Origin of the sequence: Paraburkholderia sp. WS6 (genome assembly GCF_030464835.1) — a bacterium.
GTDB classification, from domain to species: Bacteria; Pseudomonadota; Gammaproteobacteria; order Burkholderiales; family Burkholderiaceae; genus Paraburkholderia; species Paraburkholderia madseniana.
This window is the reverse complement of sequence record NZ_JALQCK010000056.1, coordinates 18034-42940: the sequence shown is the minus strand read 5'-3', so window position 1 is coordinate 42940 and position 24907 is coordinate 18034. Positions and strand designations below refer to the sequence as shown.

Below are 24907 nucleotides of genomic sequence, written 5' to 3'. Positions count from 1 at the left end.
TATGCGTGCACCGGGCTCCATCGAGACGGCGACCAAGCTGGATCGTCTTTTCCTCCATTTTTTCGATACGCATTTCATTGCCGACAAAGGCCGTGCCGCGGAGTCGACCGCGTTTGTCCGGGAGATGCGACTGGCTACCCGCATCGCGGTGGCGTGTGCGCATACCGTGTTTGTGCCAGCTGCTTCCTACTACGAATCCCCGTTATGCCGGCAAATCTTGGGCGAGTTGGAGGACTTGCTGAGCTTCGGCCACATTGCGCTGTCGGGCAGCGCGGTCAACATCGAAGAGTATGTTCGCGAGCGCCAAGACGAGGATTTTTATCGCAAGGGGAGTTTGCAGCATGAATGGTATCGAGCCGAGCACGCATCGACCGCCGAGTTGACCTATATGCAGCGCCAACGCAGCGCCACGCGCGATGTCACCGAGCACTGGAAGCAAGGGGTGGCAGACGACAGCCTGATGCGCAAGTTGCGCGACGCGATGGAAGCACCCTTAGCTGGTCTGGAAGCGCGATTGGAACGCGTGCCGCAGGAACTGGGCAGTCTCGCGTTCGTTCCCGAGCACGTTTATGAAATTCTCGATTTGAACAATCCGTCCGATATGGTGGCTTCACGGATTCGGAGCGTGATCAACGAAGGGTATTTCAAGAGCTATGTGGACGACCTGCAGGCCGGCGTCATGATCGACCTCAGGCAACTGGCTAGCCCCTTCGCCATTCCATCACGCAACCCGGATCTGTCATATATCAAGATGCTCCGGTTTATGCAGGCACAAGACCGTGTGGCCAAGTTGCTAGAGTGTTCGCCCAGCGACCTAGTTCGTATCGGTAACGAACCGGAGTGGCTGGCCGCGACGCAACTCGCCATGAGCGACCATCGGGCAGCCGGATCGGCTGCGGTGTCCGATCCGTCGCCCTCCACCTCCTTTCCTATGTTTAATATGAACGACATATCGCCTGTTTCGCCTGCCCCTGAGGCGCCTCCCAAGACCACGGTGCTCTGCGTGGCGGCCGCCGCCGTCGAGCTTGAGGTGGTTCGCTTGCGTCTGACCAAGGAATTTGGCCCGGAGAAAATGGTCTTTCTTGATCAGCACAGGACACATTTCGGCCTTAGGTTTACCGATCCACGGACCGGTGTGGCTTGGTATTTAGTCGGGCAGGCCTTTCAAGGGGCCGTTGATGCAGGTGTGCTCTCTACCCATTTGAGCCATCTGCTTCATCCGAGCGTCGCATTGATGGTCGGCATGTGTATGGGCCTGCCGGGCAAGGGCTTGTCCCCCGGGACGGTCGTCGTTCCGAATGAAGTGTATGGGTTCGATCATCGACGTCTCACCGAGGACGGCGAGCGGTTCCGCCCTCATGGTGGTGAGACAGACAATGGACTGTATGCTGTCGCTCGCTTGCTGAGTGAGCGCCAGACTGACTACGCGGTGGTGGCGGATAAGGGCTTGGCAAGCGCCAGCACAAAGATCGAGAATGCGAGTACCGAATTGGTCACAAGTATTGGCCAGACGTTTCCCGATGTCGTGGCCTTCGATATGGAAGGGTACGGCTTCTACCGCGCGCTGAAGCGTACCCATTGCCTCTGGATCAAGGCGGTGGCAGATAACGGTGAACATCAAGGCGATACTCCCGAGGCGCGGGAGGAGAAGAAAAAGACGCAGTCCACCGTCACTGAGCATGCGATCGACTTCGCCCTTCAAGTCACGTTCGCTTGGTCGCAGGCGGAACCGGCCCATTAAGATTGTATCGGGTGGAAGTCTTGGCTCGTCCTTGGCTCCTCTCGAGTGGCTAGTCTGCGTTCGATAGCAATCCTACCTGCGCAATCACATCGACGTCTGCTAAGGCCGATCAAGCAACGTTCGCCATCGCGAACGGCCGCTTCCTGGGTGGAAACGACGTCTGAATGTCCGAGCGACGCCGCGGGCGAATGACGCTTCATGGCCGCACGGAGACGTAGGCGCGGAACACATTTTCAAACCGGGTGGCTAAATACCATTGATTTGGGTCACGCGCGACCTCGGCGACATCAAACAAGGCGTCAAGGGCGCGAACTGATCGGATCCCCTCTGTACGGATCGCGAGAAACTTGCTATTTGTGCGGTCTCGCGATCCACACTCTGCGGCACATCCAAAATGACGCCAGACGAAGCAAGAGCGCTGCTCGCCGGTCCGTTCGGACTCGAGCTCATGCGTTTTCCACTGCGCTTTACAAAGCCAGCATTTTTCGGAATCTGGCCGCGCCGCGGCGATCCGCTGGTCGTGAACAATGGATCGGCTTCCTTGATTCGCCGAGGCGAAGAGCACTTCGCGATAACGTGCCATCATGTCCTCGATGGGTTCCGCCAGAAGCGCGCGGAATCCAAACGGGCCTTCTTTCAGGTCGCGAATTGCCGGCTCGATCCGTTCGCGCAGTTGGCCGAGGAACGTGACAGACCGGACGTCGCGGTGATCCGGCTGTCGGCAGCGCAGGCCGCCGAGATTACCCGCGATTCCAACGGCATTGGCGAAGCATTCCTGGAGATCGAGGACGCGCGTTCGGAGCTCGTGCCCGAAGGGATGGGAATTGCCTTCGGCGGATTTCCCGGTGATCTTCGCCTTCAACCTAGCGTGGCGGAACTCAACTTCGGAAGTTACAGCTGCGGCGCGACGCCGGTGACGACGTCGAGGGACGACTATTTGGTCTGTCAGTTCGAGCGCGCTGAATGGGTTCGGCAGGGATATGAGCCAGAGCCGGCTACGATCGGCGGCATCAGCGGATGCCCGGTCCTGCGCATTCACGAGAGCGAGGCAGGGATCATCAGTCACAGCTTCGGCGGAATCGTCTATGAATACTCGCCGGAGTTCGATCTGCTCTACATCGTCCCGGCCGCCGCCATCTACGACCTGATGGGGTGGTAGTCACGAAAATGGTGGCCAGTGCGAGCATGCAAGTCCGCTGATCGAGCGGAGCGGCCGCTCAAACGACCGTGTATTTTCGTCGACGGACGGCCGTAACTGGCACTCGGACGGATGGTAAGTCCGTAAGACCATCGGTCGTGAACCGGTCCTCGTTCGGCAGAATTCGCCTCTTCGAGGTCGTCCTGATTCCCTGTTGGCAAAACCGCCGCCTCGGAACATGGGTGGCCGGAAGCATCGCCGAGGACTTCGATTTTGTCGTGGTCGACATAGCCCGACCGCGCTAAGTGACTATGAGACTTAGAACGGTCATTCTGGCAACATCGCGCCACCTAGTCGCCCATACCCCTTAGCCTGTCCGCTCGAAGCAACCGCCTTGGCCAAGGCCAAGGCGACGGCCACAAAAAAGCCCTCTCGTAGAGGGCTTTCATATCGGCTACAGTTTCCAAAGTTTATTGCGTGGCTCCCTGCCCGCTTTCCGAACTTTGTTGCCGTTTCCAAACTTTATTGTCACGGAACAGCAAACTCACGCGAAGTTCTTCGACGCGAATGCCCAGTTGACGATGTTCCAGTACGCTTCAACGAACTTCGGACGCGCATTGCGGTAGTCGATGTAGTACGCGTGTTCCCACACGTCGATCGTCAGCAGTGCCTTCGCGTCCGTGGTCAGCGGCGTAGCCGCGTTGCTCGTCGACACCAGGTCGAGCGAACCGTCAGCCTTCTTCACCAGCCATGCCCAGCCCGAGCCGAACGTGCCGACTGCGGTCTTGGCGAATTCTTCCTTGAACTTCTCGAACGAACCCCACTTGGCGTTGATCGCGTCGGCCAATGCACCGGTCGGTGCACCGCCACCTTGCGGCGACAGGCTGTTCCAGAAGAACGTGTGGTTCCACACCTGAGCAGCGTTGTTAAAGATGCCGCCCGATGCCTTCTTGACGATCTCTTCGAGCGACAGGTTCTCGAACTCCGTGCCCTTGATCAGATTGTTCAGGTTGGTCACATAGGTCTGATGGTGCTTGCCGTAGTGATACTCAAGCGTCTCTTCCGACATGTTCGGAACGAGTGCGTTTTTTGCAAACGGCAGCGGCGGGAGCGTATGTTCCATGGTGCTTTCCTTGTGTCTGTATCTGTTGTGGGGGAGTCTGCGGATAACGCTTTAGAGCACTCGATTGTAGGCGAGTTGGAATAACCCCGCAAACCAACGGACTTTATGCCCGGCATCGACGAACATGCCGCACACATAGCGTAATTAGTGCATTCGCACGGGCTGTGCCCGACTCTCGCGACGGTCAAAAATGCGCTTTTGCGCACCGTCGGCGAAGTGTCAGAAACCGTCGGTCAGGCGCGGTTGCACGTCGGCGAGGGCAATGTCCGCCGCCCCTTCGGCGAGATGCACTGTGAGGCGCCGCCCCGGCTTCAGCGACGACGGCGAGCGCACCGCGCGGCCGCTCTGTGCGTCGAGCACGGCAGCATAGCCGCGCTCCAGCGTGCGCTGCGGGCTCAGTACTTCGAGCCGGGCAGCGAGCGTGTCGATACGCGCGGACTGACGTTCATGCTGGCGTAACAATGCTGCGTCCAGACGCTGTGAGAGCATGCCGAGCTTTGCCTGATGCGCGGCGAGATCCGGCCGCCAGCGCTGCCAGCGCATCTGCAGCAGAGAAAACCGCGCTCGGGCGTCACGCACGGGACGCGCGCCCGCCGATGCCAGCCGCACGCTCAATTGCTGCAAATGCGTGCGCTGCCGCGCGAGCCGCTCGGCGGGCGACACGAGCCGGCGTGCGAGCCAGTCGAGTTGTTGGGCGCGCCGCTCCATCATGCGGCCGAAGCCACGAGCGAGCGTCGCATGCCGATGATCGAGCTCGCGCAGCAACAGCACGCGCTGCGGGCTGACGAGTTCGGCGGCGCCGGTGGGCGTCGGTGCGCGCACGTCGGCGGCGAAGTCGGCGATCGTGAAATCGGTTTCGTGACCCACGCCGCTCACCACCGGTATCGCGCTTTCGGCAATCGCGCGCGCCAGCACTTCTTCGTTGAACGCCCACAGGTCTTCAATCGAGCCGCCGCCGCGGCACACGATCAGCACATCGACTTCGCGCCGCGCGCTGGCAGCATCGACCATGGCCGCTACTTTGGCACTGGCGCCCACACCCTGCACCGGTGCCGGGTAGACGATCACCGGAATATGTGGGGCGCGGCGCGACAAGGTGGTCAGGACGTCACGCAACGCAGCGGCCTGCAACGACGTCACGATACCGATCGCACGCGGATGGGCCGGCAAGGCGCGTTTGCGTTCGGCGGCAAAGAGACCCTCGGCTTCGAGTTGCGCCTTCAGCCTGAGAAAGGCTTCGTAAAGACGCCCCTGCCCCGTGCGGCGCACCGCTTCCACATTCAGTTGCAGCTCGCCGCGCGGCTCGTACATCGTCACCAGCGCGCGCACTTCGATGCGGTCGCCTTCGCGCGGCGTGAACTCGGCGTATTGCGCGCGACCGCGGAACATCACGCAGCGCATCTGTGCCTGCGCGTCCTTGATCGAGAAATACCAATGGCCGCTCGCGGCACGTGTGAAGTTCGACACTTCCCCGGACACCCAGACGAGCGGAAACGAGCGTTCGAGCATCGTGCCAATCGCACGGTTGAGCGCGGAAACGGGGACGACAACTTCACCGCCGGGCGTAGCCGACGAGGAAAAAGGGCTTTCGGGATTCATGCGAGGAATATCGGTGACTGGCCGGACAGACGATAGACCGAGTGGCCATCGGCGTCCAGCACAGCAGACGAATTGTTAAAAGTGTCCACATGTCGGGAGCCGTTAGACGAATGCCGCCAGATCGCCCGCCAGGTCGCGTGAATTGGAAGCATGTCTTTGATTTATATGGATTTTGCATCTCGTTAAAGAGAACGATTGCCGATACGGAGCGCTCGGCGCGGCCCTCTCAGACCGTTGATGGGCAGGTTCTCCACAAAGTTATCCACAGGCTGTGAGCATCGTCCGGAACCGTGACTTGCCGTGCGGCGCGAGGCGCGTGACTTGCCGGGCGGGACTTGAGCGCGCTAGAGTGGCGGGTTCGACGGCATGTTGAACGTCCGCCGCGCTCGCCATGACGGCCCATTGACTGCAGACTGCGGGCACACTGCGCGAGCGCATCGGATGCAGCCGCTGCCTGACCTTTTCGCTTCACTTTTCGACTGTCCGGAGAACCGCGTTGATGCTTGCACCGCGTATTGCGCCTGGCGCTTCCGTGCCGCCGTCCCGGCCCCTTTCGCCCGTCCCTGCGGCTTGCCGATGAGCGGACTGAGCGACCGTCTCGAAGCACGCCTCGCGCGCGAGTGGCAGCAGCGTGGACCGCTTGCCTGGGCGCTGACGCCCTTCGCGTGCGTGTTTGGCGCGATTGCCGCCGCGCGCCGCGCCGCTTTCTCGTTCGGCTGGCTAAAATCCGTGCGCATTGGCGTGCCGGTGGTGGTGGTCGGCAACGTGACAGTTGGCGGCACCGGCAAGACGCCGACCGTCATCGCCCTGGTCGAAGCCTTGCGCGCCGCCGGCTTTAAGCCCGGCGTGGTGTCGCGTGGCTATGGCGTGCGCGTCAAAGGACCGACGCCGGTTCTCGCGACGTCGGCGGCAAGCGTTGGCGGCGACGAACCGCTGCTGATTGCGCGCCGCACCGGCGCGCCAGTGTGGGTCTGCCCGGATCGCGTCGCGGCCGCGCAGGCGCTGTGCACCGCGCATCGCGAAGTCGACGTGATCGTCAGCGACGACGGCTTGCAGCACTACCGTCTCAAGCGCGACGCCGAACTGGTGGTCTTCGATCACCGGCTCGGCGGCAATGGTTTTCTGCTGCCGGCCGGTCCGTTGCGCGAGCCGCTGTCGCGCCGCCGCGATGCGACGCTGATCAACGACCCGTACGCCCGCACGCTGCCCGCATGGCCGAATACGTTCGCGCTGCAACTCGCGCCCGCCGACGCCTGGCATCTCGACAACCCCGGTCTGCGCCGCCCACTCGCGCAATTCAGCGGCGAGCGCGTGCTGGCCGCGGCCGGCATCGGAGCGCCGGAGCGTTTTTTCGCGACGCTGCGCGCGGCTGGCCTCTCGCCCGCCACCCGCGCCTTGCCGGATCACTACGCGTTCGAACGCAATCCTTTTGCGGACGTCGACGCGGACGCCATCCTGATAACTGAAAAGGATGCGGTAAAATTAGGGTCCTGGCACGACGCGCGCATCTGGGTTGTCCCTGTCGAAGCCGCGCTCGATCATCGCCTCATTGCATTAGTTGTGGAGAAAGTCCGTGGACGCTCGCCTGCTTGAAATTCTCGTCTGCCCGATCTGCAAGGGCCCGCTCAGCTACGACCGTTCTGCGCAGGAACTGATCTGCAACGCGGACAAACTTGCCTATCCGATCCGCGACGGCATTCCCGTGATGCTGGTCGACGAAGCACGGCAGACCGTGGAAGGCACGCCGGTCGATCTGAATCCGGGTTCTGTGGCCTGAGTCAGCTTTTGCCCGACGCGGGGCGGGTGCGGCGCGAGACCATCCAGCGCGCCGTGCGTGTCTGATCAGCAATTGCCGCATTTGCCGTCTTGTTTGCCGTCTTTCCCATCAGCGCCCGCACTGCACTTGCGAGCGCATTCTTCCGGTTTCATCGCCGCTCGTCCTTCCGATGACCAACGCTAACGCCACCACTCCCCCGTTCATCGCCGTCGTGCCGGCCCGGCTCGCCTCGACGCGTCTGCCCAACAAGCCGCTCGCCGACATCGGCGGCAAGCCGATGGTGGTGCGGGTCGCCGAACGCGCGCGCGAATCCGGCGCGCAGCAGGTGCTGATCGCCTCCGACGCGCAAGCGGTGCTGGATGTGGCCCGCGAGCACGGTTTCGAAGCCGTGCTGACGCGCGCCGATCATCCGTCGGGTACCGACCGTCTCGCGGAAGTAGCGGCGCAGTTCGGTTGGAGCGACGAGACGATCGTGGTAAACGTTCAGGGCGACGAGCCGCTAATCGACCCGGCGCTCGTGTGCGGCGTGGCGTCGCACCTGGCTTCGAGCCATGGTTGCGCGATCGCCACCGCTGCACATCCGATCACCGACCCAGCGGAAATTTTCAATCCGAACGTCGTCAAGGTCGTGCTCGACGCGCGCGACGTCGCGCTGTATTTCTCGCGCGCGCCGATTCCGTGGGCACGCGACGCATATCAGCCGCATTGGCCCGACGTGGCGTCGATGCCCACGCCGCCGGCGCCCGCGGTCGTCCACCGGCATATCGGCCTGTACGCGTATCGCGCCGGATTCCTGCGCTCGTATCCGGGTCTCGCGATCTCGCCGATCGAGCAGGTCGAAGCGCTCGAACAACTGCGCGCGATGTGGCATGGTGAGCGCATCGCCGTGCTCGTCACGCAGAATGCGCCGCTGCCCGGCGTCGACACGCCCGCCGATCTCGCGCGCGTACAGGCTTTATTCGGGGCTTGAGCGGAAAAACCCATGGCATAATCAGACGGTTGTGCGCGCCTCCCGTTAAACGCGAGAGTCAGGGTTTGCCCCGGTCGCACCGTTGTGGTCTTGCAGCGCCGTCGTGTTCGACGTGCTGCGCGAGACGCGAAACGGCAGCCGATGCGGGTCCCTCGACGAATCGCGGGATGGCTGCAGCGTCACCAAAGAATTCACATAGATCTGGAGATATCACATGCGTTTGATCCTTTTGGGTGCGCCCGGCGCGGGCAAGGGCACTCAGGCAAACTTCATCAAGGAAAAATTCGGCATTCCGCAAATTTCCACCGGTGACATGCTGCGCGCCGCCGTCAAGGCAGGCACGCCGCTCGGCCTTGAAGCCAAGCGTTTCATGGATGCCGGCGAACTGGTCACGGACGAGTTGATCATCAATCTGGTGAAGGAACGCCTGCAGCAGCCGGATTGCGCGAACGGTTATCTGTTCGACGGTTTTCCGCGCACCATTCCGCAAGCTGAAGCCATGAAGCAGGCAGGCGTCGCGATCGACTACGTGCTGGAAATCGACGTGCCGTTCGAAGAGATCATCGTGCGTATGAGCGGCCGCCGCTCGCACGCCGCGTCGGGCCGTACGTACCACGTCAAGTTCAACCCGCCGAAGGTTGAAGGGGTGGACGACGTGACGGGCGAAGCGCTGATCCAGCGCGACGACGACAAGGAAGAAACGGTCAAGAAGCGCCTCGATGTGTATGTTGCGCAAACCAAGCCGCTGATCGAGTACTACAACAACTGGGCGCAAAACGGCGACCCGGCGACCTCGCTGACGGCACCGCAATATCGCCGCATTTCGGGCCTCGGCTCGGTCGACGAAATTCGCAACCGCGCGTTCGATGCGTTGAAGTAATCGCACAACTGCGGTTGTCGGTCGAAAAACCCGCCCATTCCGGCGGGTTTTTTATTGCACGCGGTGCGACATGCGTTCTTACCCCCGATCTCCATCGTCCACCGCGCCCCGCATTAATTAGCCATCCGTAGCAGTTCAGCGGCACTATCGGTCTTCGACAGAGGCCTCACCCGGCCGGCACCCCCGCCGCTTCGCTTTCCGCATTGCAGCATAGCCGTTACAATCGATCATCGAAAAGATATTCGATCGAGACGTTACTGAACTGAAGCAAAGGAGAAGACATGGAGATTCGTGACAACGTATTCCTGATCACCGGCGGTGCATCGGGACTGGGCGCGGCCACGGCGCGCCTTTTCGTCGAGAACGGCGGCAAGGTGGTGCTGGCCGATCTGAATCAGGATGCCGGTGAGGCGCTCGCGAAGGAACTTGGCGGCGTGTTCGTCAAGTGCGACGTGAGCCGCGAAGACGACGCCACACAAGCGGTCGAAGCCGCCACGAAGCTCGGCACGCTGCGCGGCCTCGTCAATTGCGCGGGCGTTGCGCCCGCCATCAAGACGGTCGGCAAAGACGGCCCGCATCCTCTCGAGTCGTTCGCTCGCACCATCTCCATCAATCTGATCGGCACCTTTAACATGATCCGGCTCGCCGCCGCGGCCATGTCGAAGAACGAACCGAATGCGAATGGCGAACGTGGCGTGATCATCAACACGGCATCGGTGGCCGCGTTTGACGGCCAGATCGGCCAGGCCGCGTATGCTGCGTCCAAAAGCGGCGTGGTCGGCATGACGTTGCCGATCGCACGCGACCTGTCGCGCAACGCGATCCGTGTGATGACGATTGCCCCGGGCATCTTCGAAACGCCGATGCTGCTCGGCATGCCGCAGGAAGTGCAGGATGCGCTCGGCGCGATGGTGCCGTTCCCGCCGCGTCTCGGCAAACCGGCCGAGTATGCGATGCTGGCCAAGCAGATCTTCGACAATCCGATGCTCAACGGCGAAGTGATTCGTCTGGACGGCGCGATCCGGATGCAGCCGAAGTAATGATGTACCCAGCGCGCCGCTTTATGCGGCCGCGCCAATGAAAAACGCCTGCAGGTGAGTCACGTGCAGGCGTTTTGTTTTGTTTTGACCGGTCGGCCGGAAAGCGGCTCTTAGTCGCGGTCGTCGTACTGGGTGCGTTGACGCAGTTCATGCAACTGCGACTCCACCACCGTCGCGTCCTCCGCATCCGGCCGGTCGCCGAGATATCGTTCGAGGTCTTCGAGCGCTGGGCGCAGATAATCGAGCCGCGCGTAAGCGAAACCGCGATCGCGCACCTCCTCGATACTGTCCGGCAGCAGGATCACGAGACGCTGCTGCACCGCCAGCAGACGCTGCCAACGTTCCGTCTGAAGATAAGTGGACTTCAGATTGCGCAGCATGCGAGCGATAATCTCGCGGCGCGTGGCCGGTTGCAGCAAGATGCGCAGCGCCCTGCTCACCGATTCGCCCGCCGACGCCACATACGGCTCCAGCATGTCCACCATCTGCGATTCGGACAGCGAATGTCCGCTGGTCGGATCGAGCATCACGTCGCCGTCCGGCGTCGTGACGCGCAACAGGAAGTGACCCGGAAACGACACGCCGCGCGCCGGAATGCCGATCTGCTCGGCCATCTCCAGATACAGCACCGCCAGCGAAATCGGAATGCCGCGGCGCCGCTTGAGCACCACATTCAGATGGCTGTTGTCGGGATCGTAATAATCGTTGAGGTTGCTGGCGAAACCCAGCTCGCGGAAGAAAAAACGGTTGAGAATGCCGACCTTCTGCCTGATGTCGGCGTCGTCCGGCATGCGGCGCTGCAAACGCAAAACCAGCTCGTCGATCTCGGCCAGCGTGCCTTGCAAATCGAGATCGGGATAAGCGTCCTGCGCGAGCGAGAGCGCCGCCTCGGTCAGCGGCAGGCTGTCATCTTCGGCAACCAGCGTACTGAAATAGTCGAGAACTCGCGTCATCGTGATCACTTCACTCGCCTTTTGAAATACGCGTACTTGAAGCCCATCAGCCAAAGCATACCGAAATATAGCGCGGCGAACAGTACCAGGCACGCCCCCAGCAACACGATGCGGTCTACCGGCCGGTTATGCATGCCAATCCAGTCGAAGCTGATCGCGAGCCAGTGCATCGTGCCGGCCAGCACCAGACAGGCGCCGAACAACTGCACGAAGAACTTCAACCAGCCGTTCGACGGCATGTAGATGCCGCGCTTGCGCAGGCCGAGGAACAGGAACAGCGCATTGACGCACGCGCCGAGCCCGACGCTCAGCGTGAGACCCGCATGCGCGAAGATCGGCACGAACAGATAGTTGCTCATCTGCGTGACGATCAGCACGCCGATGCCGATCTTCACCGGCGTTTTGATGTCCTGTTTCGCGTAAAAACCGGGCGCAAGGATCTTGATGAGAATCAGGCCGATCAGGCCGATGCCGTAGGCCGACAGCGCACGGCCAACCATGACCACCGAGTTGCCGTCGAACTTACCGTAGTGAAACAGCGTCGCGGTGAGCGGCTGAGCGAAGAAGAACAGCGCGACGGCGCTTGGCGCGGCCAGCAGGAAGGTAACGCGCAGCCCCCAGTCGAGCAGCGATGAATACTCATGCGGATCGGCGTCCACGTGCGCCTTCGAGAGGCTCGGCAGCAGGATCGTGCCGAGCGCGACTCCGAGCAGCGCGGTCGGAAACTCCATCAGCCGGTCGGCGTAATTGATCCAGGAGACGGCGCCCGGGCCGATACGCGACGCAATATTGGTGTTGATGATCAGGCTGATCTGCGCGACCGACACGGCGAACATCGCCGGCACCATCTTCGACAGCACCCGCTTCACACCGCGGTGCGCGAGCGCCTTCAGCGGATTCAGGCCGATGCGCGGCAGCATATCGATCTTCTTCAGACCCGGCAGTTGCACGATGAATTGCAGCACGCCGCCGGCGATCACCGCCCACGCGAGCGCGTAGACCGGCGTTTGCAGGCGCGGCGCGACAAACACCGCCGCGACGATGAAGGCGACGTTCAGCAGGACCGGCGCGAACGCGGGCAGCGAAAAGTTCTTGTACGTATTCAGCACGCCCGACGCCAGCGACGTCAGCGAGATGAAAATGATGTACGGGAACATGATGCGCGTCATCGTGACCGCCAGCGCGTACGCCTGCCCTTCATGCGCGAGCCCTGACGCGACGATGAACACCACGCCCGACGCCCCCACCACGCCGATCAGCGAGAGAATCGCGAGCGCCCAGGCAAGTACCGTCGAGGTCGCGTCGACGAGCGCCTTGGTGGCGTCGTGTCCTTGCTGGTTCTTGAATTCGGCCAGAATCGGCACGAAGGCTTGCGAGAACGCACCCTCGGCGGAAATGCGGCGCAGCAGGTTCGGAATACGGAAGGCGACGTAAAACGCGTCAGTATATTGACTGGCGCCGAACGCGCGGGCGATCAGCGTTTCGCGGGCCAGTCCGGTCACGCGCGACAGCAGCGTGAAGCCGCTGACCGTCAGCAGGGCTCGGAATAGATTCATGGGGCGCTTATTATACGGGTGCCGCAGGTGCGGACGACGAGCCGGAACGCGAATCGGACCGATTTGCGCCGCAGACGTTCGGTCGAATGAGCGGATCGGGTTGTTTTTTTGTTGCTTGCCGCGGGCTCCTCGAGCCACACCCTCGCCGCCCGCTTGCCCGTTGCGACGGCGTCGAGACGTTCGTGAACCGCCGAAGCTCGCCAAAACTAACAGAATCCCCGGCGATACGCGCCGACCCAGGATCTCGGAATTGGCGATTCCTCGTTGCCACGTGCCTGATTTTGTTGCTATAATCGCCGGTTTCGAAGCTCGCTCAATTTTCGGACGGGTTTTCGATGAGGTTCGGGCACGCAGTAGGCAGGCGTCGCTCCAGCAGCGCGCAAGCCGTATTGAGGCGCCGACCAGCCTCGAAATACACCGGAACACGGGCCCGCCTTCGCGTAGTCCGATCGATTTTTCGAATTATTTCGACACTTTTGCGCTCTTGGGCAATCGCTTCCAAGAGTTCGATCTAAAAGCAGCACCTCACCATTTGAAGGTCAGGTACTGGAAACAGGAACAGGATAAGGAACCGTCATGGCTAACTCCGCACAAGCACGCAAGCGCGCCCGCCAGGCCGCCAAGGCAAACTCGCACAACTCGGCACTGCGCTCGAAGTTCCGCACGGCTATCAAGGCTGTCCGCAAGGCAATCGAAGCAGGCGACAAGGCTAAGGCCGTCGAGATCTTCCAGGCATCGTCGAAGACCATCGACATCATCGCCGACAAGAAAATCGTTCACAAGAACAAGGCAGCTCGCAACAAGAGCCGTCTGGCTGCAGCCCTCAAGGGTCTGCAAGCACCCGCAGCGCAGTAAATTCGGTCAGCCCGCTTCGGTGGGCTACCTCCTGTTTCCGCTGCTACAGAAAGGCTCGCTTCGGCGGGCTTTTTTGCTTGGCGCCGACGGAACCGGATACTGACTCACGCTTGCTCGCGAATCAGTTGGCTGCACATCGAAGCCACCGCATTGGAGCCGCCCGCCTTGAAGCCATTGCTCCAGGCGCAAAAAAACCCGCTACTGGCGGGTTTTTCTTCTGGCGATCCGGCCCGGCAAGCTCGCGCTAGATCACATGCCTCTTTTCTTGCGGCGTAGCGTGCTCAAGTTCCAACTCGCACGCCTCGGTCACGAGAAGGTCATTGTCTTTCGCGAAGTTCAGGACGAAATCAAAGGCCATCGGCTCGATGTCGCGCAAGCGCGAATCGAGAATCACGCATTTGAGGTCGCCGATCATGGTAGGCCGGACGTACAGCGAGTATTGCAGGTAAGCATTCGGCCCCTTGCCGCGCGGGCTGGGACCAAAGCACGCCATGACACCTGCGAGCCGCTCCGACCAGTCACTCGGCCGAAACTTTTTTCCGGTCGACGTGATGCCCTGAATGAAATATTCGGTTGGAGCTGCTTCGGCCATGTAGGAATACCTGTGTGACTGCCCAGCGGGATGACGGCAAAGCTGACTGCAAAGCGGCTTTGAGATGCCTGAACACGTTGGCCACGCCTGAATGGCGAGCTGCGCCGCCAGAAACCACGAAGGGCCAGATAAGCCGCCTCGGCGCTCATCTTGACGGCGCACCGCGAGGAAACTTTCCGGAGTGCGCGAGCCGTGTCCCGCAAGCTTAATACCGGCCTGCTGGGCTTAGGGATAACCGGTAGATTATAGCGCAGCGGACCTTTTTCCGCACCGCACACAAGCCTCGTTTGACGGTTGCGAAAGGCTTTCAGACAGCTTGCCTGGCCTTTTGGCCGACTCGTCAAACGGGGCGAAATCCTTTATGCTGCATTGAGTTACCACAAACGACGGCGGCGCCGTCCGGCAATCCTGCCGGGTGAGACCGCCGTATTTGTTTCATGACCGCCAAGAAAATTCGCCACTACCTGCAGTTCAAGGATTTCTCGCTGGAAGACTACGAGTACGTGCTGGAACGCGCGCGCATTCTGAAACGCAAATTCAAGAACTACGAGACCTACCACCCCCTGCACGACCGCACGCTGGCGATGATCTTCGAGAAAAACTCGACGCGCACGCGCCTGTCGTTCGAAGCCGGCATCTTCCAGTTGGGCGGTCACGCCGTCTTCATGAGCACGCGCGACACTCAGCTCGGGCGCGGCGAACCGATCGAAGACGCCGCGCAAGTGATCTCGCGCATGGTCGACATCATCATGATCCGCACGTTCGGCCAGGACATTCTCACGCGCTTTGCCGAGAATTCGCGCGTGCCGGTGATCAATGGGCTGACCAACGAATATCACCCGTGCCAGGTGCTGGCGGACATCTTCACGTATTTCGAACATCGCGGTCCGATTCGCGACAAGACGGTCGCGTGGGTCGGCGATGCGAACAACATGCTGTACACGTGGATCGAAGCCGCCCAGATTCTCGGTTTCAAGCTGCGCCTGTCCACGCCGCCGGGCTACAAGCTCGACCACGCCATGGTCGCGGCTGAAAGCGCCCCGTTCTATCAGGAATTCGACGACCCGAACGAGGCCTGCACGGGCGCCGATCTGGTCACCACAGACGTATGGACCAGCATGGGCTTCGAGGCAGAAAACGAAGCCCGCAAGAAAGCCTTTGCGGACTGGTGCGTAGACGCCGACATGATGGCGCGTGCCAATTCTGACGCACTGTTCATGCACTGCCTGCCCGCCCACCGCGGCGAGGAAGTCAGCGCGGAAGTGATCGACGGCCCGCAAAGCGTCGTGTGGGACGAAGCGGAAAATCGTCTGCACGTGCAAAAGGCGTTGATGGAATATCTGCTGCTCGGCAAGCTGAATCACTAAGCGAGCCTTTTTCACCCTCTGCAGCATCTGCGTGAAGCGTGACGGGGCCTTGAATACGAGGCAAGGCATCCACGTTTAACGCCACGCATCGAGCCGGCGTCCACGGTTGCAGGCGGAACCGGCTCACCCACCGCACCGCTCCAAAAACGCGGGCACGCGGCGGTTTAGTGTCAAAATAGTGGTTTTCCGCGCTCCGGAACCGCCGGCGCGCCTTGTTTTCCAGCTTTCTCCAGCTACGAGTTCACCATGAGCGATATCAAGAAAGTCGTGCTCGCCTATTCGGGCGGCCTCGACACCTCCGTCATCCTGAAGTGGTTGCAGGACAATTACGACGCCGAAGTCGTCACGTTTACGGCCGACATCGGCCAGGGCGAAGAGCTGGAACCGGCGCGCAAGAAAGCCCTGCAACTCGGCATCAAACAGGACAACATCTTCATCGAAGACCTGCGCGAAGAATTCGTGCGCGACTACGTGTTCCCGATGTTCCGCGCCAACACGATCTATGAAGGCGAATACCTGCTGGGCACGTCGATCGCACGTCCGCTGATCGCCAAGCGTCAGATCGAAATCGCCCGCGCCACCGGCGCGCAAGCGGTCTCGCACGGCGCAACCGGCAAGGGCAACGACCAGGTTCGCTTCGAACTCGGTTACTACGCGCTGGAACCGGGCATCAAGGTGATCGCACCGTGGCGCGAATGGGACCTGCTGTCGCGCGAAAAGCTGCTTGCCTACGCTGAAAAGGCCGGCATTCCGATCGAAATGAAGCACAAGCAAGGTGGCGCGCCGTATTCGATGGACGCGAACCTGCTGCACATCTCGTTCGAAGGCCGTCACCTGGAAGACCCGAAGGCCGAAGCCGAAGCCGATATGTGGCGTTGGACGGTGTCGCCGGAACAGGCGCCCGACCAGGCTGAATACCTCGACATCGAGTACGAGCACGGCGACCCGGTCGCGATCAACGGCAAGCGTCTGTCGCCGGCTGAAATGCTGACCGAGCTGAACCGCCTGGGCGGCAAGCACGGCATCGGCCGTCTGGACCTGGTCGAAAACCGTTACGTCGGCATGAAATCGCGTGGCTGCTATGAAACGCCGGGCGGCACGATCATGCTGAAGGCGCACCGCGGCATCGAGTCGATCACGCTCGACCGCGAAGTGGCCCACCTGAAAGACGACCTGATGGCACGTTACGCATCGCTGATTTATAACGGCTACTGGTGGAGCCCGGAGCGTCGCGCAATTCAGGTGCTGATCGACCATACGCAAGAGAAGGTCAACGGCTGGGTGCGTGTGAAGCTGTACAAGGGCAGTGTCTCGGTTGTCGCGCGCGATTCGAAGGAAACGCTGTTCGACAAGACGATCGCTACGTTCGACGATGATGGCGGTGCGTACAACCAGGCCGACGCCGGCGGGTTCATCAAGCTGAACGCGCTACGTATGCGGATTGCAGAGAACGCGCGTCGTCAGCGCAGCTAAGGACGTACGTTTCGGGTGAAGGCTAACTTCGCGCTAGCGAAGTTAAGCGCCGAGAAGCGCAGCCGAAGCCGGAGCGCAGATGCTAAAAAGGCGCCGGGAGGAAACTCCCGGCGCCTTTTTCATTGCTGCATGCCACTCACGCAATCACAAACAAACCGGCTCCGCTTCCAGCTCAACCCCAAATCGCGCCAGCACATCGCGCTGAACCGCCTTTGCAAGCGCCAACACCTCGGCGCCGCTCGCCCCACCGCGATTGACCAGCACCAGCGCCTGCCGTTCATGCACGGCCGCTGCGCCCATCGCGCGGCCTTTCCAGCCACATCGATCGATCAACCAGCCCGCCGCGAGCTTTACCCGGCCGTCCGGTTGAAGGTAAGACACGACCTCGGGCTCCTTGACTTTCAACGCCTCGAACTGCGTGACCTCCACAACCGGATTCTTGAAGAAACTCCCGGCGTTACCGAGCTGAAGAGGATCAGGCAGTTTGGCGCGCCGCACGGCGACTACCGCGTCGAAAATCGCCTGCGCACTCGGCGCGGCGGCATCGGCATGACCACCAGCAGCCAGTTCACGCGCGATATCCGCATAGCCGGCGCGCGGCTGCCAAACCTTCGGCAAACGGAAAGTGACCGACGTGATGACAAACCGGTCGCGCCCTTCCCGCTTGAAAAAACTGTCGCGGTAACCGAATCGGCACGCCTTAGCATCAAGCTCGACTACGGCGCCCGTTTCCAGCTCAACCGCCCGCAGCGACGCAAATCGCTCGCACATCTCCAGCCCATACGCGCCGATGTTCTGAATCGGCGCCGCCCCCACCGTGCCCGGAATCAGCGCGAGGTTCTCCAGCCCCGGCAGCCCTTGCGACAAAGTCCACGCGACAAAGTCATGCCATGGCTCGCCGGCTGCCGCCTCGACGTACCAAGCATCATCGTCCTCGCGCACGACGCGGCGGCCTTGCAGCGCCACCAGCAACACCAATCCGGCGAAGTCGCCAGTCAGCACGACATTGCTGCCGCCGCCCAGCACCAGCCGCGGCAAGCCGGCAGCACGCGGATCGCGCACGGCAGCCATCAGTTGCGCTTCGTGTTCGATCCGGCACGCAAACTGCGCGCGAACATCGAAACCGAAGGTGTTATGCGCCTTCAGCGGATAGCCGGCAATGAATGCGGCGGAGTCGGATTGGGACATCGGAATGAGATGAATGGAACGGCCAGCTAAACGACATCTGGCCCCGGCCGCGCGACAATGCGCGGCGGCCTTAGGCAAAAGGGAGTGGCGTCGGTAAAATGACGTCCGGTTCGTGATTATAGCGAGTGCCCCGTGAGCAGCCGACCGGCCGCGCCACGCACCGCAGCACTATTGGGAGAAAACAATGCCATCGTTTGACGTCGTCTGCGAAGCAGACATGATCGAAGTCAAGAACGCGATCGAGCAGTCCAACAAGGAAATTTCAACCCGCTTCGACTTCAAAGGGTCGGACGCGCGCGTCGAGCACAAGGAAAGCGAAATCACCGCCTACGCCGACGACGACTTCAAGCTCGGCCAGGTGAAAGACGTCCTGCTGTCGAAAATGGCCAAGCGCAATGTGGACGTGCGCTTTCTCGACTACGGCAAGATCGAGAAGATCGGCGGCGACAAGGTCAAGCAGATCATCAAGATCAAGAAAGGTGTGTCCGGCGACCTGTCGAAGAAAATCGTGCGTCTCGTGAAGGACAGCAAGATCAAGGTCCAGGCGAGCATTCAGGGCGACGCGGTACGTATCACCGGTGGCAAGCGCGACGATCTGCAAAGCGTGATCGCGATGCTGCGCAAGGACGTGACTGACACTCCGCTCGACTTCAATAACTTCCGCGACTGAACGCGCGTCACGCTTGGTACCGGGTGCGTGTTGACGCCCGGCACGGGCTATGTCAAGGCCCGTAATCCGGCGCAGGCTGAACGACCAGCACACAGGCAGTGCGCCTTCAGCGCGCACTCCGTGAACGCACTCAGGCACCACACTTCAGTACCACGCTCAGGCACGCCGGCTAGCGCCCTACCGGGCACACGCCGCCTGCGCTCAGGATTCATTACCACCCGCCGCGCTAGGCCGTTGCGTCGGGTTTCTTCTTGGCGCCGATGCGGCTTTCCTGGCCGCGCATCAATTTGGCGATGTTGCCGCGGTGGCGCCAGACCAGCAGCGAACTCATCACGACAATCGCCAGCGCGATGATATGCGGCCCGAACAGAAAGCCGTCGAAGATCGGTGCGAACACCGCCGCGGCCAGTGCCGCCAGCGAAGAATAGCGCGTGAAGAACGCCACGATCAGCCACGTCAGCAAGGTGGCCACGCCAAGGATCGGGTTGATCGCGAGCAGCACGCCCGCCGCGGTCGCCACGCCCTTGCCGCCCTTGAAGCGGAAGAAGATCGGATACAGGTGGCCGAGAAACACTGCAATGGACGCAATCGCGACCGACGTATCGTCGAGGCCGTAACGCGCGCCGAAGTGCACCACGAACCACACCGGCAGCCATCCTTTAAAGGCGTCGCCGATCAAGGTGAGAATCGCGGCCTTCTTACTACCGCTGCGCAGCACGTTGGTGGCGCCCGGGTTGCCCGAGCCGTATGAACGCGGGTCGTCCAGCCCCATGGCGGCGCTCACGATCACGGCAAACGACACCGAGCCGATCAGGTAGGCAACGACAGCAACGATCAGGTTTTGCATCTGGGACTCTTATAAGGATCGGCGGTCTGAATCTCGACACCCCAACCGCAACAGGGAACAAGGCGGCGCACATTCTACCGAACCCACCCGTCCGGAAAACATTGAGACAAACGTCAATCGACGCTCGCGCACTGAACCGGCTTCGCTGCCAGCAAGCCGGTCAAAACCGTGGGCTCGATGCTGACCAGAAAACCGCGCCGCCCGCCGTTCAGCCAGATCCTGTCCATCTCGAGAATGCTCGACTCGACATACACCGGCATCTGCTTCTTCGTACCGAACGGCGATGTGCCGCCGATCAGATAGCCGGAATGCCGGCTCGCCACCTCGGGTTTGCATGGCTCGATGCGTTTCGCGCCGATCTGCCGCGCCAGATTCTTGGTGCTGACGGTGCGGTCGCCGTGCATCAGCACGATCAGCGGCTTGGCGTGCTCGTCTTCCATCACCAAAGTCTTCACGACATGATGTTCGTCCACGCCGAGCTGGCGCGCCGATTCCTCGGTGCCGCCGTGCTCGACGTAATCGTAAGGATGTTCGCCGAAAGTGACGCCATGACGGCGCAGAAACTGCGTCGCGGGCGTTTCGGAGACGTGTCTGGATTTGCTCATCGGCGCATTGTAATGGCGAGTTTGCACGACGGCTATTTGCCGAATGGCCAATTGTGCGGGTCCGGCGTTTGTGGCACGATCGTTCGCAAATCTTCCGGCACACTGTATGCCGGGCACTTGATACGTTTAGCGACCAGTTGCATGGAACCAGAGTAAGACGCTAAAGCGTCAACTCTGGTCGACAAAGGAGGCAGCATTGAGCCTCGATTCATCCACCCGCTCCACGATCGACATTCCCGCGCTGCTGGCCGCCCTGCCCGCGCGTATTGCCGACATTCCGGCGCTCGCGGCCGCACGCGATCCGCAACACGTCGCCTTGATCGAAGATGCGCGCCGCCTCACCAACGCGCAACTTCTGGAAGCCGTCGATACCACCGCCGCGCGGCTACGCGAATGGGGCGTGCGTGGCGGCGATCGCGTGATGATCGTGGCCGAGAACAGCGTCGTGCAGATCGTGCTGCTGTTCGCGACCGCGAAACTCGACGCGTGGGCGCTGGTGTCGAATGCACGCCTGTCCGCCGCCGAACTCGACGCGATCCGTGCGCACGCGCAGCCTCGCGTGGTCGCGTATGCGGTCGAAAGCTCCGTGGATGCCCAACAGCATGCGCAGCGGCTTCAAGCCGCCACAGCGCCTGCCATCACGCCGGATATCGGTGCCTGGTCGTACACGATCGACACCGACGCAAAGGCAGAACCGGTCGAAGCCGCGAATGACCGTCAATGCGCCGCGCTGATCTACACCACGGGAACCACGGGCGCGCCGAAAGGCGTGATGCTGTCCCACCGCAATCTGCTCTTCATCGCGACCGTGTCGAGCCGCTTGCGCAAAGTCGGTCCGGACGATGTCGTGTACGCCGTTCTACCGATCTCGCACGTGTACGGCTTTGCCTCGGTCTGTCTCGGCAGCCTGCACGCCGGCGCGACCCTGCGCCTCGCATCCCGTTTCGCACCGGAAGCGGTGCGGCGCGCGCTCGCCGAAGAGCGGGTATCGATCCTCCAGGGCGTCCCAGCCATGCACGCCAAACTGCTCGAACATTTGCAGACGCACGGCCACGCGTGGTCCGCGCCGCGTCTGCGCTTTGCCTATTCGGGCGGCTCGCCGCTCGACGCCGCGCTCAAGGCGCACGTCGAAAGCGTCTACGGCCTGCCGCTGCACAACGGCTATGGCATGACCGAGAGCAGTCCGACCGTCTCTCACACCATGCTCGATGCGCCGCGCAGCGATTGCTCGGTCGGCGAGGTCATCCCTGGCGTCGACGTGCGGTTCGTCGGACTCGACGGCGTGGAGGCTGCGCCGGGCGAAATCGGCGAACTGTGGGTACGTGGTCCGAATGTGATGCTGGGTTACTACCGCAGCCCGGAGCAGACCCGCGCCGTCGTTACCGAAGACGGCTGGCTCAAGACCGGCGATCTCGCGCGGCAGGACGCGGACGGTGCGTTGCATATCGTCGGGCGCAGCAAGGAGTTGATCATCCGCTCCGGCTTCAACGTGTATCCGGCAGAAGTCGAGCATGTGTTGAACGAGCACCCACAGGTGGTGCAATCGGCGGTAATCGGGCGCGCCGTGGAGGGTAACGAGGAAGTGATCGCTTTCGTTGAATTGATCGCGGGCGCAAAGGTGACGCCGGCCGAGCTGATCGCGTGGTGCGGTGAGCGTCTCGCGCCGTACAAGCGGCCTGCCGAAGTGAAGGTACTCGCCGCGCTGCCGGCCGCGTCGACGGGCAAGATTCTCAAGCACCGGCTTCGCGAATTCGTCTAACGCGCCTCACCCCCGCGGATGATGCTGCGCATGCAGCGACTTCAGCCGTTCGCGGGCCACGTGCGTATAGATTTGCGTGGTCGAGATATCCGTATGACCGAGCAGCAATTGCACGACGCGCAGATCGGCGCCATGGTTCAGCAGGTGCGTCGCGAACGCGTGCCGCAGCGTATGCGGTGAGAGCGGCGCATGCACATCGGCCGCTGCCGCGTGGCGCTTGATGATGTTCCAGAATTGCTGGCGGGTCATGCCCTCCGCGCGGCTCGTGACGAACAGCGCATCCGTCGCGCGCGCCCCCAGCAAAGCAGGACGCGCTTCGCGCAGATAGCGTTCGATCCAGCCGTGCGCCTCTTCGCCGAACGGAATCAGGCGCTCTTTCGAGCCCTTGCCCATCACGCGCACTACGCCTTCGTTCAGGCCCACTTCCACGGTCTTCAGCGTGACGAGTTCGGTGACACGCAAACCGCTCGCATACATCAACTCCAGCATGGTGCGATCGCGCAGGCCCAAGGGCGTATCGATATCCGGCGCACCGAGCAGCGCTTCGACTTGCGCTTCGGTGAGCGTCGACGGAAAACGCGGCGGTTGCTTGGCCGAACGGATACGCACCGTCGGATCGGCCTTTGCGCGATGCTCGCGCACGGCCCAGCCGTAATAGCGGCGAAACACCGAAAGCCGCCGGTTCGCCGAGGTGGATTTGTCTTTCTGACGGGCCGCGCTGTAGGCGTTGAGATCGGCCTCACTGGCTGTGTCGAGCGAGGTGTTGCGGGTTTGCGCGAGCCATTCGCAGAACAGGCGCAGATCGCGCCGGTACGCATCGAGCGTGTTACGCGACAAGCCGTGCTCGAGCCACAACGCGTCGCAGAAGGCATCGATCGAAGCCGAGCTCGATACAAACAGAGGTGACGCAATGGGCGCGTCGTCAGTCACGGTGTCGCTCATGCGTAGGGAATGCCTTCATGCGCCAGAAGCCAGCGCTTGACGTTGCGAAAAAAGCCATCGCCGGCGTGATGCGCGAATCCGCCGATGCCGCTCGCACTGACCACCCGATGACACGGAATCACGATCGGAAAGTAATTGGAACCGCACGCCTGCCCGACCGCGCGCGGAACACTGCCTAGCTGCCTTGCCAGTTGCCCATAGGTCAGCACGACGCCCGGCGGGATGTCGCTGATTGCTTGCCACACGCGCCGCTGAAACGGGGTGCCGACTGCTGCCAGCGGCAGTTCGAACTTCGCTGACGCCCGCTCGATATAACGCTCGATCTGCTCGACTGCCTGCTTTGCAAGAAGCGTGTCCGGCGCTACGCTCTGCACCGACTCCGGCAGATAGACGATCTGGCGCACGGCCTCGCCTTCGAGGCGGATGCCGACCTTGCCGAACGGTGCATCGATCACTGCGTTGAACATGGTTGCTTGCCTCATGACTCGACCGGCGTCTTTTAAACATCACGGTAGCGTACCTGCATGGGGTGCAGGTGGCTTCGCGCAGAAAAACCGCCGCCGAATTGCCGCTACTTTACGCCGCTTCCAACGCCCATTCCACATGCTCGCGCACGACGGCAGAAGGGTCTCCAACGCGCAACTTCAGCGCGTGAACAATCGCCTCGCGCGCATCCACACTCAAACTCTCCGGTGACGCACGCAGCGCATTACCCATCCCCACCGCCAGATTGCGCAGCCAGCTCTCATAGCCGATGCGACGAATCGCACTGCCCTGCAGGCGCGTATCGAACTCGTCGGCGGACCATGCGAACAGTTCGAGAAGCGTCGCGCGATCGAGTCCATGGCGCACATCGAAATCGGCGACAGGCGCGGCCTGCGCAAACTTGTTCCACGGACAGACGAGCTGGCAATCGTCGCAGCCATACACACGATTACCGATCAGCGGCCGCATTTCCAGGGGAATATTGCCCTTCAATTCGATCGTCAGATACGAAATGCAGAGGCGTGCGTCGACCTTATAGGGCGCCACGATCGCACCCGTCGGGCAGGCGCTGATGCAGCGCGTGCAACTGCCGCAATGCGAGCCCGGCGTTTCTGGCGCATCGTCGGGCGAGGTCTCGGCATCGGTCGGCAACGGCACGTCGACGTAGATTTCGCCCAGGAAAAACAGCGAACCAGCATCGCGTTGCAGCAGCAGCGTGTGTTTGCCGCGCCAGCCGATTCCGGCCTTCTGGGCCAGTTCTACTTCGAGCACCGGCGCCGAATCGGTAAATACGCGGTAGCCGAACGCGCCGATCTCCGCCTCGATTTTCTCGGCCAGATGTTGCAGACGGTTACGCATTACCTTGTGATAATCGCGGCCCCGCGCATAGATCGACACCACCGCAGCCGACGGGTCCGCAAGCCGCGCATGCTCGGCCGCACGCCAGTCTGGCGCTGCCGGCGGCGCGTCCTGCGAAGCGCTTTCGTGCGCCTTTCCGCTTAACGTTTCCGCAGGTAAATAGGCGATGCGCGCGGTAATCACACGTCGCGTGCCGGCCACAAGCTCGGCGGGGCGCGCGCGTTTCATGCCGTGTTTCGCCATATAATCCATCTCGCCGTGGCACCCCGCTTCCAGCCATGCTGCAAGCGGCGCTTCGGCAGCGGAGAGATCGGTGTCGCTGATGCCGATCGCCCCGAAACCCAGTTCACGGCCCCACGTTTTGATGTTGAGCGCGAGCGCATTCAGCGCCGCTTCATCGAAATGACGCTCAGCACGCACATCGTCGTTAGACGCAGGCGTGCAGGAAACAGGGGACTCCGGACTTCGGTTCATCACGCCATTTTACG

23 protein-coding genes are annotated in these 24907 nt (G+C 61.9%); 12 read left to right on the top strand and 11 right to left on the bottom strand.

Going from position 1 to position 24907, the window contains the following annotated elements; all coding sequences use genetic code 11:
* Nucleotide 1 precedes the first annotated feature (1 nt).
* Both M0D64_RS40115 and M0D64_RS40110 read left to right on the top strand, forming a co-directional pair.
* A complete protein-coding gene (locus tag M0D64_RS40115; RefSeq protein WP_266261732.1) occupies nucleotides 2-1741 on the top strand; it encodes a hypothetical protein in 1740 nt (579 codons plus the stop codon).
* A 394-nt stretch (nucleotides 1742-2135) separates the two neighbouring features.
* The gene (locus M0D64_RS40110) at nucleotides 2136-2900 is read left to right on the top strand and encodes a hypothetical protein (RefSeq protein ID WP_266261731.1); all 765 of its coding nucleotides are present in this window, start codon (nucleotides 2136-2138) and stop codon (nucleotides 2898-2900) included.
* Nucleotides 2901-3423: 523 nt separating this feature from the next.
* Here the strand turns inward: M0D64_RS40110 and M0D64_RS40105 are convergent.
* A complete protein-coding gene (locus M0D64_RS40105) occupies nucleotides 3424-4002 on the bottom strand; it encodes a superoxide dismutase (protein ID WP_054034297.1) in 579 nt (192 codons plus the stop codon).
* 219 nt (nucleotides 4003-4221) lie between these two features.
* On the bottom strand, nucleotides 4222-5601 hold the full coding sequence (gene xseA, locus M0D64_RS40100; RefSeq protein ID WP_154558602.1) for an exodeoxyribonuclease VII large subunit: 1380 nt from the start codon (nucleotides 5599-5601) through the stop codon (nucleotides 4222-4224).
* A 576-nt stretch (nucleotides 5602-6177) separates the two neighbouring features.
* On the opposite strand from xseA, the gene lpxK reads away from it, so the two are divergent.
* From lpxK to M0D64_RS40075, 5 genes are all read left to right on the top strand, one after another.
* A complete protein-coding gene (gene lpxK, locus M0D64_RS40095; protein ID WP_266261730.1) occupies nucleotides 6178-7194 on the top strand; it encodes a tetraacyldisaccharide 4'-kinase in 1017 nt (338 codons plus the stop codon).
* A complete protein-coding gene (locus M0D64_RS40090; RefSeq protein ID WP_006050060.1) occupies nucleotides 7175-7378 on the top strand; it encodes a Trm112 family protein in 204 nt (67 codons plus the stop codon). The genes lpxK and M0D64_RS40090 overlap by 20 nt, the downstream gene beginning before the upstream one ends.
* Before the next feature lie 169 nt (nucleotides 7379-7547).
* Nucleotides 7548-8348, top strand: a complete 801-nt coding sequence (kdsB, locus tag M0D64_RS40085; protein ID WP_266261729.1) for a 3-deoxy-manno-octulosonate cytidylyltransferase — start codon at nucleotides 7548-7550, stop codon at nucleotides 8346-8348.
* Between the two features lie 214 nt (nucleotides 8349-8562).
* Nucleotides 8563-9228, top strand: coding sequence for an adenylate kinase (gene adk, locus M0D64_RS40080; RefSeq protein WP_266261728.1), 666 nt, complete (start codon nucleotides 8563-8565; stop codon nucleotides 9226-9228).
* A gap of 281 nt (nucleotides 9229-9509) precedes the next feature.
* Complete coding sequence (locus M0D64_RS40075; RefSeq protein ID WP_115780869.1) at nucleotides 9510-10268, top strand: 3-hydroxyacyl-CoA dehydrogenase; 759 nt, start codon at nucleotides 9510-9512, stop codon at nucleotides 10266-10268.
* 110 nt (nucleotides 10269-10378) lie between these two features.
* On the opposite strand, the gene M0D64_RS40070 is transcribed toward M0D64_RS40075, so the two are convergent.
* The gene (locus tag M0D64_RS40070) at nucleotides 10379-11221 is read right to left on the bottom strand and encodes a SirB1 family protein (RefSeq protein WP_154558607.1); all 843 of its coding nucleotides are present in this window, start codon (nucleotides 11219-11221) and stop codon (nucleotides 10379-10381) included.
* A gap of 5 nt (nucleotides 11222-11226) precedes the next feature.
* Nucleotides 11227-12777, bottom strand: coding sequence for a murein biosynthesis integral membrane protein MurJ (murJ, locus tag M0D64_RS40065; protein WP_154558608.1), 1551 nt, complete (start codon nucleotides 12775-12777; stop codon nucleotides 11227-11229).
* A 576-nt stretch (nucleotides 12778-13353) separates the two neighbouring features.
* Between murJ and rpsT the strand changes: the two genes are divergently transcribed.
* A complete protein-coding gene (gene rpsT, locus M0D64_RS40060) occupies nucleotides 13354-13632 on the top strand; it encodes a 30S ribosomal protein S20 (RefSeq protein WP_054034306.1) in 279 nt (92 codons plus the stop codon).
* A 244-nt stretch (nucleotides 13633-13876) separates the two neighbouring features.
* On the opposite strand, the gene M0D64_RS40055 is transcribed toward rpsT, so the two are convergent.
* Nucleotides 13877-14224 carry a DUF3579 domain-containing protein gene (locus tag M0D64_RS40055; RefSeq protein WP_154558609.1) on the bottom strand — a complete coding sequence of 116 codons (348 nt, stop codon included), beginning with the start codon at nucleotides 14222-14224 and terminating at the stop codon, nucleotides 13877-13879.
* A 437-nt stretch (nucleotides 14225-14661) separates the two neighbouring features.
* Between M0D64_RS40055 and argF the strand changes: the two genes are divergently transcribed.
* Complete coding sequence (gene argF, locus M0D64_RS40050) at nucleotides 14662-15591, top strand: ornithine carbamoyltransferase (RefSeq protein WP_097390264.1); 930 nt, start codon at nucleotides 14662-14664, stop codon at nucleotides 15589-15591.
* 246 nt (nucleotides 15592-15837) lie between these two features.
* The gene (locus M0D64_RS40045; protein ID WP_154558610.1) at nucleotides 15838-17064 is read left to right on the top strand and encodes an argininosuccinate synthase; all 1227 of its coding nucleotides are present in this window, start codon (nucleotides 15838-15840) and stop codon (nucleotides 17062-17064) included.
* 144 nt (nucleotides 17065-17208) lie between these two features.
* On the opposite strand, the gene murB is transcribed toward M0D64_RS40045, so the two are convergent.
* Nucleotides 17209-18252 (bottom strand): UDP-N-acetylmuramate dehydrogenase, encoded by a 1044-nt coding sequence (gene murB / locus M0D64_RS40040; protein ID WP_266261727.1) that lies wholly within the window; start codon nucleotides 18250-18252, stop codon nucleotides 17209-17211.
* Between the two features lie 184 nt (nucleotides 18253-18436).
* On the opposite strand from murB, the gene M0D64_RS40035 reads away from it, so the two are divergent.
* Entirely contained in the window at nucleotides 18437-18922 is a 486-nt protein-coding gene (locus M0D64_RS40035; protein WP_054034313.1) for a YajQ family cyclic di-GMP-binding protein, read from the top strand.
* A 226-nt stretch (nucleotides 18923-19148) separates the two neighbouring features.
* Here the strand turns inward: M0D64_RS40035 and plsY are convergent, their stop codons facing one another.
* Nucleotides 19149-19769, bottom strand: coding sequence for a glycerol-3-phosphate 1-O-acyltransferase PlsY (gene plsY, locus M0D64_RS40030; RefSeq protein ID WP_266237453.1), 621 nt, complete (start codon nucleotides 19767-19769; stop codon nucleotides 19149-19151).
* A gap of 113 nt (nucleotides 19770-19882) precedes the next feature.
* On the bottom strand, nucleotides 19883-20374 hold the full coding sequence (ybaK, locus tag M0D64_RS40025; protein ID WP_266261726.1) for a Cys-tRNA(Pro) deacylase: 492 nt from the start codon (nucleotides 20372-20374) through the stop codon (nucleotides 19883-19885).
* A 196-nt stretch (nucleotides 20375-20570) separates the two neighbouring features.
* Here ybaK and M0D64_RS40020 point away from each other — a divergent pair, with 196 nt between their 5' ends.
* Complete coding sequence (locus tag M0D64_RS40020; protein ID WP_266261725.1) at nucleotides 20571-22133, top strand: class I adenylate-forming enzyme family protein; 1563 nt, start codon at nucleotides 20571-20573, stop codon at nucleotides 22131-22133.
* A gap of 6 nt (nucleotides 22134-22139) precedes the next feature.
* Here the strand turns inward: M0D64_RS40020 and xerD are convergent, their stop codons facing one another.
* The 3 genes from xerD to queG all read right to left on the bottom strand — a co-directional run bounded on the left by xerD (nucleotide 22140) and on the right by queG (nucleotide 24893).
* Nucleotides 22140-23075, bottom strand: a complete 936-nt coding sequence (gene xerD, locus M0D64_RS40015) for a site-specific tyrosine recombinase XerD (RefSeq protein WP_266261724.1) — start codon at nucleotides 23073-23075, stop codon at nucleotides 22140-22142.
* Complete coding sequence (locus tag M0D64_RS40010) at nucleotides 23072-23542, bottom strand: methylated-DNA--[protein]-cysteine S-methyltransferase (protein WP_266261723.1); 471 nt, start codon at nucleotides 23540-23542, stop codon at nucleotides 23072-23074. Before M0D64_RS40010 ends, xerD begins: the two co-directional genes overlap by 4 nt.
* Nucleotides 23543-23651: 109 nt before the next feature.
* Entirely contained in the window at nucleotides 23652-24893 is a 1242-nt protein-coding gene (queG, locus tag M0D64_RS40005) for a tRNA epoxyqueuosine(34) reductase QueG (protein ID WP_266261721.1), read from the bottom strand.
* Between the last annotated feature and the right edge of the window lie 14 nt (nucleotides 24894-24907).